Source organism: Mesorhizobium sp. M4B.F.Ca.ET.058.02.1.1, from assembly GCF_003952505.1.
Classification (GTDB): Bacteria; Pseudomonadota; Alphaproteobacteria; order Rhizobiales; family Rhizobiaceae; genus Mesorhizobium.
The window spans coordinates 5,861,940-5,878,262 of sequence record NZ_CP034450.1 but is presented as its reverse complement, the minus strand read 5'-3'; the positions used below and the strand labels follow the sequence as shown (position 1 = coordinate 5,878,262).

Annotated in this window: 20 protein-coding genes; 8 read left to right on the top strand and 12 right to left on the bottom strand. The window is 62.0% G+C overall.

The window, feature by feature from the left end:
• The first annotated feature begins 23 nt into the window (after positions 1-23).
• Entirely contained in the window at positions 24-599 is a 576-nt protein-coding gene (locus EJ073_RS32835; RefSeq protein WP_126058559.1) for a CatB-related O-acetyltransferase, read from the top strand.
• Here EJ073_RS32835 and EJ073_RS28580 read toward each other — a convergent pair.
• Positions 592-1,587 (bottom strand): hypothetical protein, encoded by a 996-nt coding sequence (locus tag EJ073_RS28580; RefSeq protein ID WP_126058558.1) that lies wholly within the window; start codon positions 1,585-1,587, stop codon positions 592-594. The two genes, EJ073_RS32835 and EJ073_RS28580, sit on opposite strands and share 8 nt — an antisense overlap.
• 121 nt (positions 1,588-1,708) lie before the next feature.
• Between EJ073_RS28580 and EJ073_RS28575 the strand changes: the two genes are divergently transcribed.
• Positions 1,709-2,047: a hypothetical protein gene (locus tag EJ073_RS28575; protein ID WP_126058557.1), complete on the top strand. Its 339-nt coding sequence runs from the start codon at positions 1,709-1,711 to the stop codon at positions 2,045-2,047.
• A gap of 19 nt (positions 2,048-2,066) precedes the next feature.
• On the opposite strand, the gene EJ073_RS28570 is transcribed toward EJ073_RS28575, so the two are convergent.
• The 10 genes from EJ073_RS28570 to EJ073_RS28520 all read right to left on the bottom strand — a co-directional run bounded on the left by EJ073_RS28570 (position 2,067) and on the right by EJ073_RS28520 (position 6,915).
• Entirely contained in the window at positions 2,067-3,467 is a 1,401-nt protein-coding gene (locus tag EJ073_RS28570; protein ID WP_245455404.1) for a hypothetical protein, read from the bottom strand.
• Positions 3,442-3,921: a DNA-packaging protein gene (locus EJ073_RS28565; RefSeq protein ID WP_126058556.1), complete on the bottom strand. Its 480-nt coding sequence runs from the start codon at positions 3,919-3,921 to the stop codon at positions 3,442-3,444. Before EJ073_RS28565 ends, EJ073_RS28570 begins: the two co-directional genes overlap by 26 nt.
• Positions 3,921-4,310, bottom strand: a complete 390-nt coding sequence (locus EJ073_RS28560) for a hypothetical protein (protein ID WP_126058555.1) — start codon at positions 4,308-4,310, stop codon at positions 3,921-3,923. The genes EJ073_RS28565 and EJ073_RS28560 overlap by 1 nt, the downstream gene beginning before the upstream one ends.
• Entirely contained in the window at positions 4,307-4,531 is a 225-nt protein-coding gene (locus tag EJ073_RS28555; protein WP_126058554.1) for a hypothetical protein, read from the bottom strand. The genes EJ073_RS28560 and EJ073_RS28555 overlap by 4 nt, the downstream gene beginning before the upstream one ends.
• A gap of 27 nt (positions 4,532-4,558) precedes the next feature.
• Complete coding sequence (locus tag EJ073_RS28550; protein WP_126058553.1) at positions 4,559-4,927, bottom strand: helix-turn-helix domain-containing protein; 369 nt, start codon at positions 4,925-4,927, stop codon at positions 4,559-4,561.
• Between the two features lie 229 nt (positions 4,928-5,156).
• Entirely contained in the window at positions 5,157-5,468 is a 312-nt protein-coding gene (locus EJ073_RS28545) for a DUF6074 family protein (protein WP_126058552.1), read from the bottom strand.
• Positions 5,465-5,995 (bottom strand): hypothetical protein, encoded by a 531-nt coding sequence (locus EJ073_RS28540; RefSeq protein ID WP_126058551.1) that lies wholly within the window; start codon positions 5,993-5,995, stop codon positions 5,465-5,467. The genes EJ073_RS28545 and EJ073_RS28540 overlap by 4 nt, the downstream gene beginning before the upstream one ends.
• A 190-nt stretch (positions 5,996-6,185) precedes the next feature.
• A complete protein-coding gene (locus EJ073_RS28530) occupies positions 6,186-6,434 on the bottom strand; it encodes a hypothetical protein (protein WP_126058549.1) in 249 nt (82 codons plus the stop codon).
• Complete coding sequence (locus tag EJ073_RS28525) at positions 6,431-6,718, bottom strand: transcriptional coactivator p15/PC4 family protein (RefSeq protein WP_126058548.1); 288 nt, start codon at positions 6,716-6,718, stop codon at positions 6,431-6,433. Before EJ073_RS28525 ends, EJ073_RS28530 begins: the two co-directional genes overlap by 4 nt.
• On the bottom strand, positions 6,715-6,915 hold the full coding sequence (locus EJ073_RS28520) for a DNA-binding protein (RefSeq protein ID WP_348627222.1): 201 nt from the start codon (positions 6,913-6,915) through the stop codon (positions 6,715-6,717). Before EJ073_RS28520 ends, EJ073_RS28525 begins: the two co-directional genes overlap by 4 nt.
• Positions 6,916-6,940: 25 nt before the next feature.
• Between EJ073_RS28520 and EJ073_RS28515 the strand changes: the two genes are divergently transcribed.
• The 4 genes from EJ073_RS28515 to EJ073_RS28500 all read left to right on the top strand — a co-directional run bounded on the left by EJ073_RS28515 (position 6,941) and on the right by EJ073_RS28500 (position 11,051).
• A complete protein-coding gene (locus EJ073_RS28515) occupies positions 6,941-7,579 on the top strand; it encodes an Arc family DNA-binding protein (protein ID WP_189347442.1) in 639 nt (212 codons plus the stop codon).
• A complete protein-coding gene (locus EJ073_RS28510) occupies positions 7,576-8,808 on the top strand; it encodes a tyrosine-type recombinase/integrase (RefSeq protein ID WP_126058547.1) in 1,233 nt (410 codons plus the stop codon). Before EJ073_RS28515 ends, EJ073_RS28510 begins: the two co-directional genes overlap by 4 nt.
• A 414-nt stretch (positions 8,809-9,222) precedes the next feature.
• Positions 9,223-10,299: a cyclic nucleotide-binding domain-containing protein gene (locus tag EJ073_RS28505; protein WP_190233813.1), complete on the top strand. Its 1,077-nt coding sequence runs from the start codon at positions 9,223-9,225 to the stop codon at positions 10,297-10,299.
• Entirely contained in the window at positions 10,206-11,051 is an 846-nt protein-coding gene (locus EJ073_RS28500; protein WP_348627275.1) for a patatin-like phospholipase family protein, read from the top strand. The genes EJ073_RS28505 and EJ073_RS28500 overlap by 94 nt, the downstream gene beginning before the upstream one ends.
• Before the next feature lie 62 nt (positions 11,052-11,113).
• On the opposite strand, the gene EJ073_RS28495 is transcribed toward EJ073_RS28500, so the two are convergent.
• Positions 11,114-11,968: a DUF1194 domain-containing protein gene (locus tag EJ073_RS28495; RefSeq protein WP_126058544.1), complete on the bottom strand. Its 855-nt coding sequence runs from the start codon at positions 11,966-11,968 to the stop codon at positions 11,114-11,116.
• A 156-nt stretch (positions 11,969-12,124) separates the two neighbouring features.
• Between EJ073_RS28495 and EJ073_RS28485 the strand changes: the two genes are divergently transcribed.
• Both EJ073_RS28485 and EJ073_RS32620 read left to right on the top strand, forming a co-directional pair.
• Positions 12,125-15,571: a winged helix-turn-helix domain-containing protein gene (locus EJ073_RS28485; protein WP_245455402.1), complete on the top strand. Its 3,447-nt coding sequence runs from the start codon at positions 12,125-12,127 to the stop codon at positions 15,569-15,571.
• Positions 15,526-16,257, top strand: a complete 732-nt coding sequence (locus EJ073_RS32620; protein WP_245455401.1) for a hypothetical protein — start codon at positions 15,526-15,528, stop codon at positions 16,255-16,257. The genes EJ073_RS28485 and EJ073_RS32620 overlap by 46 nt, the downstream gene beginning before the upstream one ends.
• The last annotated feature ends 66 nt before the right edge of the window (positions 16,258-16,323 follow it).

The window sequence follows — 16,323 nt, the reverse complement described above, 5'->3', positions numbered from 1 at the left end:
CACGGAATCACGGGGCTTCAAACATGTCGAAACTTACCGCCTGGCTGCGCGAGAAAAGTATTCTCAGATCGAAGCTGAAGGTGCCCGCTCATGTGACGGTCGGTCGTGATTGCCACGGGATCAGCGACGGGAATTTCTACAATGCTACGGCGAAGTCGCCTGTCATAATTGGGTCGTTCTGCTCGATCGCGCCGGGAGTGCTGTTCCTTTGCCAGGGGGATCACCGGACAGACACCGTGTCGACGTTTCCGTTCCAGTCTCGCACCTTCAAGACCAAGACGAACCTCGAGTACCTGACCTCTAAAGGCCCTATTGTCGTCGGCAATGACGTCTGGATAGGCTCTCGCGCCATCATCCTGTCGGGCGTGAAAATCGGACATGGCGCGGTCATCGCCGCTGGCAGCATCGTCACCAAGGACGTTGAACCCTATGCCCTTGTCGGCGGCAATCCGGCGAAGCTGATCAAGCGCCGGTTCCCTGACGAGACGGTTGCTGCACTGCTCGAAATCGAATGGTGGAATTGGTCGATCGACCGGATCAAGAAGGAACGTGCTGCCTTCGACCTTCCGGCTGAAGAGTTCGCGCGACGCTTTAGCTGATCCTCAGGAACAGGGTGACATGTGGATTGACCGAATAGCCCATGCATCGCCATGTTCCAGCGGGTGCTCCGGCCACCGTGACGCCACCCGAATTTGAGTAGAGGCAGCTGGATCCAGCTATCGTGTCGCCAGGGTTCAGAGTGGTGTTGGTTTTGAGAAATGCATAGGTTCCGACCGCGCCGGTAGAGAGTGCGGCGGCGCCACCAGCATAGTCCAAAGCCGGTGACCACTCGGGCGCGGTTGCCCCGGCGTTCATCCGAAGCAGCTGCAAAGCTGTCCCCTTTGCGAGCCTGGCCAGAGCTTTGGCGCTCGTGAGGTAGAGGACATCGCCAGCCACCGTGCCGGAGGGTAGCGCTGCAAAGATCTTCTGCGCGGCACCATCGCCTATGACAAGCACATCGTCATCCGTATCCCACTGAACGTCACCCTCGGCAGTCGGGGTCGGCGCTGCGCTCTGCTTCAGCGTCAGGGTCGGCGTAACAATCGTGGGCGAGTTGAAGCTATTCGACAGCGGGGCAATCGCCGCGCGCTGGTAGCTCATGCAGCGCCAGTTGCCGCCGCCAAGTGAGCGCATGCGTGCGACGTCGCCTGCCGCCGTGGTGATGTTGCCGCCGCCTGGCAGGATCAGGCTGGTGGCATTGTGTGTGAGGGTGAGCGACGCGGCAAACACCAGATCCCGTTCGGCGCCGGCAGCGAGCGTGCCAAGCGCGGTGATGGTGACCGTGCCCGTGATGTTGACCAGCGTACCTGTAGTGTTTGCCAGGTTGACAGTCGCTGCCGATGCCATGTCCGCGCCGGCCGCGTTGAAGTTGTCGGCCGCGCCTACCGCCGTGCTTGATCCCGAGCCACCAGCCGTGACGGGCCGAGCGGCGTTCGCGTCCGCCACCAGATCGTCAACGAGCGCATTGTACTTCGCGCTCTCGATCGTTGTGTTCGGCGTTCCCTTGGTGCCCGGAGGGGCTGAATAGACACCACCAGCGCGCGGCATGGCTGCTCCAATCTAGCGATTGGGCAGATGATCGGGGGGAGCGCCGCGAAATTCTAAGCCGCTTGAAACCCACGCCCGAGCAATGCTTTGCTGGCCGCCCCCACAAAGAGAGATTCGCCCCATGATCCGTACTGGCCATATTCAGATGAAGCCTACCGCTGAGTTCACGCAGGATCTGGTCTGCCCCAGGTGCGGCAGCGATTATCTGCACCACCTCGGCGCTGTCTTCTACGACCGCCGAGAGGATGCTGAAGCCGAAGTGAAAATCACAGTTTCCGGCCCTCAGGTCTCCACCGAGGTAGTGGACGCCAGAACTTCTGGAAATCCAAGCGGCAGGCGGCACGGCATGGCCATTCAGTTCAGCTGCGAGAATTGCTCTGGGAAGCACGGCCCGTTGGAGCTCACGATCGCCCAGCACAAGGGGAACACTGAGGTCGGTTGGCGGTTCGATCCGGCCTAACGACCTGCCCGCCGCCGCCTCACCATCGCGTCCACCGCTTCCTTGACGGTCTGCTGGCTGCGTATCGAGCCGTCCGCCTGGCCGACATAGGCCCCTTGTCCCCTGCTGGCTTCTCGGCCGCGAGGATGGCCTGACGCCACGCGAGCCCGAGATAGCGGAACGCGGACGCATAGTGCTCGGCCCAATTCTTGACCGGGATGTCGCGGAACGTCTTCTTCTCGTCGTCGTACTCGCGCCGGTAGGCCTTCAGCCCCTCGACGCCGTCGTTGACGCTGTCGGTGTTCCTGAAGCGCGCCACCTTGATCGTCTGCAGGCCGGCGTTGTTGCCCTCGGCCAGGCTGACCATGCCGACCATCTTCGGCTTGCGACCGTGTGCCCTGAGCGTGTCGAGCCGCGTGCGCTTCGTTCCCCACTGGGGATGCAGGATGTCATGCGGCACGAAGTCATCGCCGTGGTAGCCCTGCTCGTCCAGCCACTTGCACCAATCTTCAAGGTCTTCGCTGTCGGGAACGTAGAAGTCGACGATCAGCGGCACGCCGTCGATGACCTGGAAGCACCAGATCGGGTTGTTGACCGCCTTGCCGAGATCCCATGCGGTGTGCACCGGATACCGAGGATCGATGTCGAACGGGGTGCCGATGCGTCCCATGCGCTCCGCACGCGCTATCTCAGCGCCCCAATACGAGCCGATCAGCGCACCCGCGAATGAGCAGTAATATTCCTGGTCAATGAGCAGGTCGGCCGTCTCTTTGCCGAACAGGCCGACATAGATCGCCCGCTGCTCCTCGATCGTGACTTCGTCGATTGCTCCGGTCGCCGAGGCCGGCAGCACTTCGCTGAACCAGCCGCGCGGGTTTGTCACTGGGTCGAACACGTTGCCCTTCACCGCGTCGAGCATGCCCTTGGCGTGGTTGTTGCCGCGCGGCGTGGTGATGAAGGATGCCCACCCACCATTTTCGGCCAGGATCGGTGACAGGTAGGCCCACGCCGCAGGATTGGCCAATGCCCATTCCGAAAAGGTGATGCCGACCGGCGGCGAGCCGACCAGGCTGTTGAAGTTGTCCGAACCCACCACCTGAAACGTCGACCCGACCTTGAACCGAACGAACATCTCATTGTCGTTCATGTTCTCGATCAGCGGCTCCGGGAACGCCTCGAACAGGCGCCGCTTGCCGGTGTGAGGGTTGACGGCATTCCAGATCGCTTTCCGCGCCTGTGCGGCCTCAGGCAGCATGTGCCAGTAGGTTCCCGGCCGCTCATGAGCGGACACTGCGTGCATGTTCAAATTGATCTCGTCCTTGCCGGCGCGGCGGTGCCAGAACAGGAGCTGGCGCTTGCAGCCGCGCTCCCATGTGTCCCACGCCTTGCGCTGATACCAGCGCGGTCGCCAGCCATTATTTGGAAGCTGGATCGTCGGCATCGGCTTCCGAGAGTTTCAGCACCTGCACGACCAGCGGACCGCCGCCCTTGCCCTGCAGCTCGGTCTTGTCGGCAAGCCCCAAATCACGGGCGATGATGTTGGCGTTCAGCAGGTCCGCGGAGGCGCCTTCGAACTTCTGGGTGAAGATGATTTCCGCCACCCGCGTCGTGACTGGCAAGAAATCATTACGCTGGCAGTAGCCGTCCCAGGTCCGGCGAGCGATATCGAGGAAGATGCACAGCCCGTCGATCGTCATCGCGCGCATTTTGGCGACGTTCTGGATCTTCACCTTACCCTTGTAGGCAAACGGCTTGGCCTCCCACAGCGGATTGGCTCCTACCCACTCGAAATACTCGCATGCCGCTTCCCAAAGCTGGTCTGGCGTCGAGAAGATCGGATTGCGGCCGTGCGAGCTGCGCGCCTTCCAGAACTGGTTTCTTTTCGGTGCCGCCATCAGCCTGCCTCTCGCAGCCGCAGTAAGACGAGACGCTTGGAAATTCCTAGCTGCTTGGCGATTTCCCGCGGCCGATACCCGTCGGCGTGTAGGCGCCTGATCTCACGCCGGCGCTTTTCGGCGATCTGAATTTTCCGGTGCCTGAAGGGTCGATTGGCTCGAGGATCCTTCAGCCGTTTTGCCCTGGCGATGCAGTCGACGACGGTCGAAATGCTGATGTTCAGTTCGTCGGCAATCGTCGCGTACGAAGCCATCCCCTCCCACAGGTCGAGGATTCGGTTTCGGGTCCGGGCGACCCGTGGGTGCACTCGCCCTCCCGGCTTGTTGAAGCTCGAGAAGGCGTGGAACGGGAGGGACGCCCGGTTTCCGGAGCGATGCGTTAGCTTCATTTCGCGGCGAGCTCCCGCCAGCGGAACACGAAGGCCTCCGATGCTGTGAAGCACATCGTGGGCTCATGCAGAACATGAGCAGGCGTCGGCCTCGGCAGCTCACCGAGGACGACGGCGTTCAGCGCACCAGGTAGAGGCGTCGATGGGTAGATCTTCTCCGCATATTCACGGCCGATCGCCTTGGCGCGCTCGATTGCTACTGGGTCGACATCGAGGATCATGCATGACTTCCTGTGGTGGCTTCCATCTTATCCCGGCAACTGTTCTGGATTGGTGCGTCGCCGCTCGATGAGCCGGTATCCTTCGGCCCAGACGGTGATGATCGCGATGCCGAATGGCGTCAGCTTCTTGCGCAGCTTGCTGATATAGACGTGGACCGCATTCTCAGTCGGCGGATCGCTGTGCCAGTCGCTATGGAGAGCCTGCCTGATTGCGGCCCGCGTTGCCTCCCTCCGAGAAGCTAGGCAGGCGTAGACGCGCCTCTCCTTTGTCGTCAGGCCCCAGTCGTCCGGCACAGCGATTGACGGCGGAGCAAGAGTTTCCTCGAGCTGGCGAACCTGTTCGCGCAACGTCGCGTTGTCGGCCCTCAGGCGGGCAATTAGATCGCGCTCGTCCATTATGCCGCCTTCCGCTTCTTCCGAGCGCCTCTTGGAGTGTATGTACGCCTGTGCAGACAAAATTGGCCGACAAACCCCGATGTGTGTACAAAACGAGCAGCACGGCGCGTGCCTCGCGCGCGCGGAGTTAGCGCCCTACGATGCGGGGCTTCGCCCCTGCGCCCCACAAGGGACTGAGTCCCTTGACCCATGCCGACCGCTGCGCGGCCGGCTCTAGGCGCTCCAGCGCTCATGCTGCACCTTCTGGCGTCGAGCGATATTGCTCTGGAAGATGCAGGGCCCGGCTGACTGCGGAAGCGTAGCGCTCGATTTCCCTATCGATTTCATCAGGGGCGAGGCCAAATTCTCGAAGCCCGCGGCGATGCGCTTTGACGTGAGCGGCCCACCACTGCCGGCCGAGATAACGGTTCCGCTGCAATAGCTCGGCAGCGGCGGCTCGCACCTCGCTCCTCCGAAAGGCCAGCGGAAAGACCGCGACGGCAGGGGCGCCTTTGATTTCAATGGTGATACGTCCACCGTGGACGTGATGATTCTCGCTCATTTGCCACCTCCACCGCGTCCACCGTGGACGTGATGATTCTCGGCAGGCTCAATGCTGATGTTGGGATCAAAGTCGCGCGGGACTGCTAGCCGGATGGTTCTCGTACGCTTGAATTTCCCGTCTGATTTACGCCAGCCGATCTCCACCGCGATTATGCCCATGTCGCGATAGGCTGATATTTCGCGTGACATTTTCCGAGCGGAGCACTTTCCCGCCGCCTCGGCCATCTCTTCGTTGCTTGCGTAGATCTCGCCCTTCCCCCAGAACAGAAATTGATCGAAGGTGCTGATTGCCTGGAAGCTGTATGCCTCTTTGTGAATGATCTGCTTGGCGATGAACTGCCAGGCGCGAAACGCCTTGCGTTGCTCCTCCCGGGTCTTCGGCCAAAGCCAATTGCGCGATGGCTTCGCACTGAATTTGCGGTGCTTGCCTGAGCGGGCCTTTTTCGGAACTTCGCTATGCCGGGCTGCCGGGTTGAAGCTTTCCGCTGGATCATTGAGGTTGGCGGGTTGCTGGGCCGCGATCATCAGTGCGACCTCGCAAGGATCAGGCGGGATTCGCGAAGTGCCTCAACCGCCTCGCCGGCGCTGAGACCGAATTTCTCCCGCAACTGCGGGACTGCCGCGCGGTTCTTGTCGCGGTTCCCGGTGGCGAGCCATTGGGCAGCGTCTAGGATCGGGGATGAAGCCGGAGCGCGGCGACAGCGACACGCCGCGCTCATGGCTTGGCTGCCCGACCGCCTGCAAAGCGCTCGATCGCGTTCTGAAGGCTCGCTTCGCATAGGCCGGTGGCGACTTGGGGTGAGAGTTCATAGTGAAGGTTCAGCACCTCCATGATGCAAAGCGTGGCGCTTTCGAAGATGACCATCAACTCGGCATAGGTCCCACCGTCTTTGATCGCCGGGCCAATTATTTCACGAACGAACCGGCGCGCTAGGAGGTTGTGGGTTTCGGATTGGCTGGTCATTTGACGTAGCCCCTCTTCTCGGCTGTCACCAGCGCCAAGGCGACGGCTTCGGCGAAGGCCTGCAGCTTGTCGACCTTGAATGCGATGCCAGCCTTGCCAGGGTGCATCGAGCCGTCCTCTCCTTCGAAGAACACGCGCATGTTGAGCAGCCTGTGGCCGTTGAGGAGATCGAGCGAGACGCGGATTTCTTCGCGCTTATTTTTCGGCACGACGGCGACGAGATCGGATTGAGATGCTGCCATCGCAGCCGTACGTTCGGAGTCTTGGGCGGTGAGGCCGGTCATGCCGCTTTCTCCCCGTCACCGAGGAAAAACGCCCGCAACTTTCCGCGCTCGGCGACCCACTGATTGCCGACCTTTCGTGCTGGAAGAAGACCTTGCTCGAGCATGTGGAAGGTCTGCCTCGGCTTGCGGTTGATCTCTTTGCCGATGTCGGCCGCACCCCAAACGAGGTCGATCGCTACGGATATCTCCTCTGCCATTCTCATCTCCACGGATCAAATCACAGTGATTTATATTACCGTGATTTGCTTGCGCGTCAATTGGAATGAAATTACAGTGATGTCACCGGATGCAACTCAAGGGGAAAGCATGGCACGCGCGCGACCAGGTCGAGGGTCAGACCAATTTGCGTTGCGTCTGCCGGAAGGTCTTCGTGATCGCATCAAAGCCTATGCAGCCTACCAGGGGCGATCGATGAACGAGGAAATCGTTCGCATCCTTGAGCGCGAATTTCCTGAACCCTGGGTCGCGGGCGAAAGGATCGATGAGCTACTTGAAATGCTCGGAGTCATTCAGGCAGGCCAAGCAACGAACGAAGGCATCTCCAAGCTTGCGTCAGAGCTCCACGACACAATCGAGGGTATTTATAGCGGCCGGGTGCAGGGGTTCGATCAAAATACGAGAAGGGACATCAGCAACAGGTACCAAGAGTGGCAGGAACGCGAGTTCGAACGCCAGTCGGACAAGGCTGCTGCTGAGTACGACGCCGTCGAGGAGGTTTCGCTCGAACGGACTGGCAAGTCCGAGAAGTTCGTATATGAAGACGGATCGGTCGGCCCGCAACCCAAGAAGGGATCGCCACCTGCCGACATCTCGCCTGACGAAGAATTCCCCCTTTTTATCATTGATGAGGATGACAAATGAGCATCCGCAAGCGCACTTGGACCACCGCCAAGGGCGTCGAGAAGACAGCCTGGGTCGTCGACTATGTAGATGCAAAGGGCGTCCGCCGGCTGAAGACTTTTCCAAAGAAGAAGGACGCCGATCAATTCGGTGCGACAGCCAAGGTTGAGGTCAGGGAGGGTGTACACGTCGCCGACAGCGACAGCGTGACCGTTGCGGCCGCGAGCGCCTTTTGGATCGCGACCGGAGAGGACGAAGGCCTCGAGCGCTCGTCGATCGATCAGCGGAAGCGCCACGTCGAGCTCCACATAAAGCCCTTCCTCGGATCGGCGCTGCTGTCTCAGCTTACGGTGCCCGGCGTACGCGAATTCCAGGACAAGCTCCGCAAGAACGGCCGATCTCAAGCGATGACCCGCAAGGTGCTTGGCTCCCTCGGCTCGCTGCTCTCAGATGCCCAGGAGCGCGGGCTTGCCACGCGCAATCCGGTGAAGGACATGCGCAGCCGGCGCCGCCGCGGCAAGGAGCGACAGGCCGACAAGCGACAGAAGGGGAAGCTCAAGATCGGCGTCGACATTCCGACCCGCGAAGAGATCAAGGCGATCGTCGCCGCAGTTCGCGGCCGTTGGCGCCCGCTGCTGATAACGGCGATCTTCAGCGGCATGAGATCCTCCGAGCTGCGGGGCTTGCGCTGGTCGGACGTCGACCTGGACAAGGCCGAGATCGCCGTACGCCAGCGCGCCGACGACTACGGAGAGATCGGCCCGCCGAAGTCTGAAGCCGGTGAGCGGACCATCCCCGTACCGCCGATCGTGGTGAACGTGCTTCGTGAGTGGAAACTCGCGTGCCCCCGGCGCCGCATCAATGACGCCAACGGTGAAACTGTGACCGAACTCCACTACGTTTTCCCGAATGGCAGCGGCAATATCGAGAGCCGATCGAACATCATCAAACGCGGCTTTCTACCTTCCCAAATCGCGGCCGGCGTGACGGTTCCGACCGGAGAAAAGGACAAGGACGGCCAGCCGGTCCTCGCCGCGAAATACGGTGGTCTGCATGCCTTGCGCCACTTCTATGCATCGTGGTCGATCAATCGCGCACAGGATGGAGGCTTGGGCCTGCCGGCGAAAGTCGTCCAGGAGCGTCTAGGCCACAGCTCTATCACCATGACGATGGACACCTACGGGCACCTGTTCCCGCGCGGCGACCACGCGGACGAAATGGCGGCTGCGGAGAGATCGCTTCTGGGGTGAACGCGACATGAACGCGACACGGCGTCAATTTTCGCAGCAAAATCAAATGCCCGTACAAGCATCATAATCCTGGGGTCGGGGGTTCAAGTCCCTCTCCCGCTACCATCGCTCCCACCGACAGATGGGCCGGTGCCGATTGTTGAAAGCGGAGAGAACGGTCCTCCGCTACCCCGTTAACAACACCTAGGCTTCCGAAGCCTCTCGCTGCTACCCACCAGTTGCCACGGATCGAGCGCCTCGCAGACGCCACAGGGAACCAATGCTTGGCATAAGGTCGGCACATCAGAATTTTGATCCATAGACGGGCTCCAGCCGCCAACGTTGCGGTTCGGCTCGGATCGCGCCTTGCGACGCTGCAAACACGAGCGGTAGGGGATACAATCACCGGAGCGAATGCGTCCCGGGATGGCTCAAATGTCCTCCGTCGATTCTCTCGCCGCGAGACTATTGTCGGCGACATTGATGTTCGATCGTGCGTCGTTGCTGGCGCTCGAGGCTTTGGCTGCCGAATCCGACCGTCGGGTCCTAAGGCGCGGTGAGGTCCTGGTTCGCGAAGGCGATCCATCGGACAGGTTCTTCGTCGTGCTGTCCGGTCGCTTTACGGTACACAAAGGAGATGGGATTGGCTCGGTCGCCGAGATCGCTCAGGGCGAACTCGTCGGCGAAATTGGTTTCTTTGCAGGGCTGCCCCGTACGGCCACTGTCCTTGCAGCGCGCGATTCGATCGTCCTTGAAATCAGTCGCAATCATTTCGAGAAGGCGGCCGAGGCTCTGCCGAACCTGAGAGAGGCGGTCACAACATCTCTGGCGCGCCGGTTCGCCACCCAATCTCCTATTTTGTCACGTCAGAAACCTGCCAAGATCCGAACGCTTGCCATCATCGCAGCCGGCGGAAGTCGCATCTCACCGGTTTTCATCGGGCACCTACAGCAAGAGCTCGGTGCGCTCACGCGCGCTCAGTTCGTTTCCCGGCATGACGTCCACGCGAAATTCGCGGGTCGTCCGATCGACGACCAGCCGGTCCTTAACTGGTTGAACGAACTGGAGGCGCAAGCTGAATTCGTTGTCTACGTCGCCGATGAAGAACCTAATGAATGGACACGAGTCTGCATTCGCCAGGCCGATACCGTCCTGCTTGTAGCGAACGCGTCCTCCTCGCCTCGCTTGAACACGTCCGAGGAATTGGCGCTATCGGTCCATCCACCATCGACCGGTCGGCTTGTCCTAATTCACGACAATCGCTCGGCTGCGGTCTCCGGCACCTCTGCGTGGCTCGATGAGCGTCCCCATGTCGGCCAGCATCATCATGTTGCGCTGGAGGACGCGTCTGATATCCAGCGCCTGGTCCGATTTATTTCCTGCAAGGCACGCGGCTTCGTGGCGGCGGGGGTGGGTCCCTGGGCAGCGCCCATCTGGGCGTCTACAAGGCCTTCGTCGAGGCGGGCGCGCGCTTCGACTATCTCGGCGGGACGAGTTCCGGAGCCGCGATGATGGCCGGCTTCGCAAGAGGGTTGGACGCGGAGCAGATCGACCGCGGCACGCACAACGTATTTGTCAAGAGCAGGGCGTTTCGGCGCCCCACCTTGCCGCGTTTCGCGCTTCTGGATCACAAAGCCTTCGATCGAGCCCTTCGGGAGGAATACGGCGACGTTCTGATCGAAGATCTTTGGCTTCCGTTCTTTGCGCTTTCGACCAATCTGAGCAGCCGTCAGCCCCACGTCCACCTTCGTGGGAAACTCTGGCAAGCCGTTCGGGCATCCGGCTCGCTCCCGGGTGTCCTGCCGCCGTTCTTTACGGCTGACGGCGATATGCTGGTGGACGGCGCCATCATGAACAATTTGCCGCTGGAACAGATGAGGGAACTCAAGACCGGCCCCAATGTCATCGTGAGCTTTGGGTCCAGTGGGCCGCAAAAATACCACGTCGATTACGACCGCATCCCCGGAAGATCGGAACTGGCGGTCGCCCTGCTGAATCCTTTCGGCCGTGCCCGCCTGCCGCAGGTTCCGAGCATGCTTCAGGTTATTGCCGCGAGTATGCTGGCACACGGGCCGCAGGACATTGCCGTCGGTGACGAGGATGTCTTGGTCTGTCCGCAGGTTTCGAGCACATTCATGGATTGGAGTCGGCATTCCGAGCTGTTTTCGGACGCCCACGACCGCACGGCGCAATGGATCGAGGAACGTCTCCGCCAGAACGACTCAGGGCTCCGGGCGGTGCTCGGTAACGCACATATTACTTAGCGCATCACCACTAGACTCTCCGCATTCCGTTGCTGCCCTGCATCGCGGTCCCATTGCCGAACTTACCGGCCCGGCGACTGAGCGATCATGTTGCAGTCGGCTGTGCGGTCGGAACGCGTGGTGTAGGCGGCGTGGATCACCTGACCCATGTTCATGGAAATTTCACGCACCAGCTTTAGCCGGACCGCGGTGGCGAACATGGTGGCCTCGGTGACGCCGATCGCAAATGCGTCTGGTCCGCCAATGACGCAGCGTTCGAAATAGGATTGCAGGTAGGAACGGTCGTAGATCGCAAACCCGCCGGCCCAGCCAATGCGGGGCAGTGCGATCGGCAGCCCGTTGATCGTCACGCCTTCCGCCAGAAGGACCTGCCGGACGGGATCAAGCGGCGCTCCGGCATTGTTGGGTCCATCGCCGGATACGTCAACAACCCTGCGCGGGCTGCGCAAGCCACTCTTCGCGAACAGATCACGCGCCGCCCACAATGCGCCGGAGATCGACGTTCCGCGACCTTCGGTCAACGGCAGCGCCGCGAGCCTGTCTGCCAAGATCAGAGCGTCCTCGCGGCCTTCAACAATTGTCCACGGCATGATGACTGTTTGCTGGTGTGGCCCTGCCCACTCCAGATAAAGCACTGCAATTCTGCCCCGCTCTCCCGACTTGATGGCCGTCGCGATGTCCGCGTGGCGGAAGGCACTGACGTAGCCGTCGCGTTGCACTCGTTGCTCAACGTTGCTCATCGAGGGCGAAACGTCCACGGCCAGGATCAATTGCAGATCGACTTCGGCCAGGTGGTCAGCGGGACGGTCGGTCGCGTGAGCCTGCGACGCCATCGCGAAGAGCAGCAGGCAGACGGCCGTGAGCCGCAGCACCGGTCTTGCACCCGCACATCGAGCAATCCGCACCAGGTCGTCCATGGCGAGCCTCTCGCTGACATGCAATTGTCGGTCCGAGGCGTCCCGCGCGTCACGAACAGCTTCCGATCATTCGCCGAAATCTGCGCTCCGCGCCCGTCCGGATGGTGATGACGCTTCGCAGTCCGTGCTAATATCGAAGCATTGGACTGCGGCTTCGTGCGTGAGGAAACCGGCTTGGATAGCTCGCCGCCCACGACGTTCGTACTCAACGGCATTACCGCCGACGTGAGCAGCGAGACCTTGCGCGACAAGTCCAACAGGACGATCGCGCTTCGCCAGCAGACCTTTGCGGTGCTTCGTCACCTTCTGGCGAACGCGGATCGCGTGGTCACCAAGGACGACCTGATGAGGGCGGTCTGGAACGGGATAGCCGTCACCGACGACAGCCTGGTGCAATGCATTCACGAGATCCGTGCGGCGCTCAACGACAGCCGGCAGACCGTCGTGCAGACAGTGCCGAGGCGCGGCTACAGGCTGGTCCTTCCCGCAAATGCCGGACCGAGGATGGCGACCATCCTGGCAGCCGAATTGGCCTCCGAGAGCCGGCCGACAGGCAAGCGGATTTCTGCCGCATCTCTCCGAGAGTACCGGCAGATCATCGATCGGCTGCTGGTCCAACATGCGGGTCGCGCGTTCTGGAACGGCGAAGGGAGTCTGGTCGCCGAGTTTGCCGGCCCTGTCGAGGCGATGCGGTGTGCGAGCGAGATCCAGCATGAGGTCGACAGGCGGGACTGCGAAGTTCCCGAGACAAAGCGCCTGCGCTTCCGCATCGGCGTTCACCTGGGCTATGTCGTCGCCGAGGGCGACCACCTCGCGGGCGAGGCCGCCGAGGTCGCCGCGCATCTGCAAATTCTGTCACGACCGGGTGGGATTTGCGTCACCGAAGCGGTCCACGCCCAGGCGCAAGACCGACTCTCGCTGGAATTCGTCGATCTCGGCGAGCACAAGCTGAAGAGCGTCGCGCGCGCCTTGCACATCTACCGCGTACCCCTTGCTTCGGAGGAACCGGTCAAGTCGCCATTTCGCGGCCTCGATGCCTTCGAATTCGAAGATGCCAACCTGTTCTTCGGCCGGGCGCGGGCGATTGCTGCCTGCACCGCAAGATTGGAGCAGCAGGCAGCCAGCGGCACGGCATTCCTGCTCATCTACGGGATGAGCGGTTGCGGCAAATCTTCCCTCCTGCGCGCCGGGCTGATGGCGTCATTGACGCGGCCTGGAGCCGTGGCGGGCATATCCCTGTGGCGCCGCTGCCTGATCCGCCTCTCCGAAGGACCGGATGCGTTCGCTGTGCTGGCTGCGGCACTGCTTGGCGAAGCTGCTGTGCCGGAACTGTCCCGCGAAGTAACAGCCGCGGAGCTGGCGCTGCTCTGCAGGAACGCGCCGGACCGGGCGCTGGCGAAGATCCGGCAGGCACTTGGCAAGGCCGCCGGATCGGCCCGCTCGCAGATCAGATTGCTGGTTGCCATCGATCAGCTCGAGGAGCTTTTCACCACGCAGAAGCAGCCGGCGACGCGCGAGGCCCTTGTGCGGCTCATGGCGGTGCTGGCCGCGAGCGGACTGGTCTGGGTGATCGCGGCGATCCGTTCGGACTTCTTTCACCGCTGCGGCGAGGTGCCGGGGTTCTCGGCGCTCAAGGACGGTCTCGCCAGCTACGAACTCCTGCCGCCGACCGGCCCGGAGATCGCGCAGATCATCCGCGAGCCCGCTGGCGTTGCCGGGCTCCGCTTCGAGCAGAATGCCGAGCTGGGGCGGCTCGATGATGTGCTGCAGGAGGCAGCCGCTGCCGATCCCGGATCATTGCCGCTTCTCGAGTTTGTGCTCGACGCGTTGTACGAGGCCGGTCGCGAGCGTCGGGTCCTCACCTTTGCGCATTATCGCGCGCTCGGCGGGCTCGAAGGCGCAATCGCGCGCCGCGCCGATGAAGTCGTAGACCTGCTGGCGCCCAACATCCAGGAGGCCTTGCCCGCGGTGCTGGGCGCCCTCACCACGGCAAATCCGGGCGATGAAACGGTGACGGCACGTCCTGCCCTGCTCACCGAAGTTGCAGGCACTCCCGCGCGATCGGCCCTGGTCAGGGCCCTGATCGACGCCCGGCTCCTCGTCAGCGATGAGGACGCCGCGGGCCATGTCGTCGTCCGCGTAGCACATGAAGCACTGTTGAGCCGTTGGCCGCGCGCCGGTGACATTGTGAACGCAAACCGGAACTTCCTCGAGACACGCGACCGCCTCAGGGCCGACGCTCACCGTTGGCAGCTGGAGAACAGGAATCGAGAGCTTCTCCTTCCGTCCGGCAAACGTCTCGCGGAGGGCGAAGAGCTGATGCTGTCAAGACGCGAGGAGGTCGACGATGCCGTCCTCGAATACATCGAGGCGTCCTTGCGTGCCCATCGGCAGAAAGAGGAGAAGGATCGGCACGCGGAGCTGGCGCTGATCGAGGCCGCCGAAGAGGCAAAACGCGAGCGCCTGGAGCGCGAGGCCGAGCGCCGGAGCCTCGCGGCTGTCGCAGCAAACCGGCTCGCCCGACGTACGCGCAATGCCGCGATCGTGGCGATCGCGCTCGCTCTCATGGCGGGCGCAGGCGCGCTGGTCGCCTTCAAAGCGCGGGAGGAGGCAAGGGGCCAACGCGATCAGGCGCTGCGCAATCAGTCTCTTTCGCTCTCGTTTCTTTCGGAGCAGTCCGCGTCGAGAGGCAACACCGAGGCTGCGATCCTGTTGGCGCTCGAAGCACTGTCCTCGAAAGACCAGCCCAAGCGGCCCTATCTCTTTGAGGCTGAGACAGCCCTCTACAAGGCTCTGCTGGCGCACCGACAGATCAAAATCTTCCGGCATGGGGCCGGCGTGACGGATGCGGCATTCAATCCGGCCGGCGATCGCATCGTCACCGCATCCCACGACAAGACTGCGGCCGTCTGGGACATCTCCAGCGGCGCCGAAACCGTAGTTCTAAAAGGACATGAAGAGGCCCTGGAGAGGGCTGAATTCAGCCCGGATGGGAGCCGTATCCTGACGGCCGCGAGGGATGGCACTGCACGCCTTTGGGAGGCCACATCGGGAGAACAGCTCTTCATCCTGCGGCCTGTAAGCAACTATCCGACGGCAATCTTCAGCCCGGATGGCACCCGGGTGCTGACGGCGGGGGAGAACAGCGATGCAACGCTCTGGGATGCTCGGACCGGAAAGAAAGTCCTAGGTGTAAGGAGCGACGCATATACGCGTGCTGCTTTCAGTTCAGACGGCCGCAGCTTCGCGACGGCAGGCAGGCATTTTGTTTCGATCTGGAATAGCGCAGACGGCGCGCTGACGCGGTCAATCCGAGTGACCTCCTGGCCCTACAGCCTGGCGTTCAGCCCGGACGGGAGCCGGATGCTGGCCGGCCCGTGGGGTTGGCATTCACACCGCGACACTTCCAGCCTTTTCGATGTGTCGAAAGGAACGGAGATCGCAAAGTTGGCCGGCAGCAAGAGCGACACGCAATTGAACGGCGTGATCTTCGGTCACGGGGTCAGCGAATCGCCACTGTATCCCTCGATGGCACTGCCCGGATTTGGGATGGAGTGTTGGGAACGCTGGATGATGTGCTCGGCCAGGAGGTTTCGGGATTGAAGGCAGACATCGACACGGATGAACGTGATGTGGAGATGAACGGTGCTTTCACCCCGGACGACCGCTTCCTGGCGACCGCCTCGGTCAATGGGCCGATCCGCATCTGGGACGTTGAACGCGCCTCGTTGGTGACGACGATCGCCGGCCATGAATCTTTGGTCGAGCATCTGGAATTCAGCCCGGTCGACGGCAACATTCTTCTCACTGCTTCACATGATGGCACTGCTCGGCTGTGGGATGTCGACGGCGCGCTGACGACCGCGCTCTCGCATGAATACCGGCCGACTTTCGCGGTCTTCAGTCCCGACAATGTCCACCTGCTGACCGGCGGCGGCGACAGCGCGGCGCACCTCTGGGATGTCGTGAGCGGGCGCGAGACAATCCGGTTCGATACACATGAGATCATTCAAAACGCGACGTTCAGTCCCGATGGACAGCAGGTCGCGACGGCATCTCTTGGGGGCAGGTCCGTATTTGGGATGTCGCCACGGGTTCGGAGACCGCCCAGTTCCGATCACATGGCGGCTTGGTCCAGATCCAGTTTGGTCGCGATGGCAAATCGCTTCTTGTCGCATCGATCAACGGCACCGCGCAGCAGTGGGACGCTGCGAACGGCACCGAGCTGGCCGTCATCAATACAAGCAGCAATCTGCCCCAGGCCATTCTTAGCCCCGACGGAAATCTGATCCTCTCGGCCAGGGAAGACAATGCGGGCCACCTGCTGACGACGGGCGGAGCCGAGCTCAGGGTTC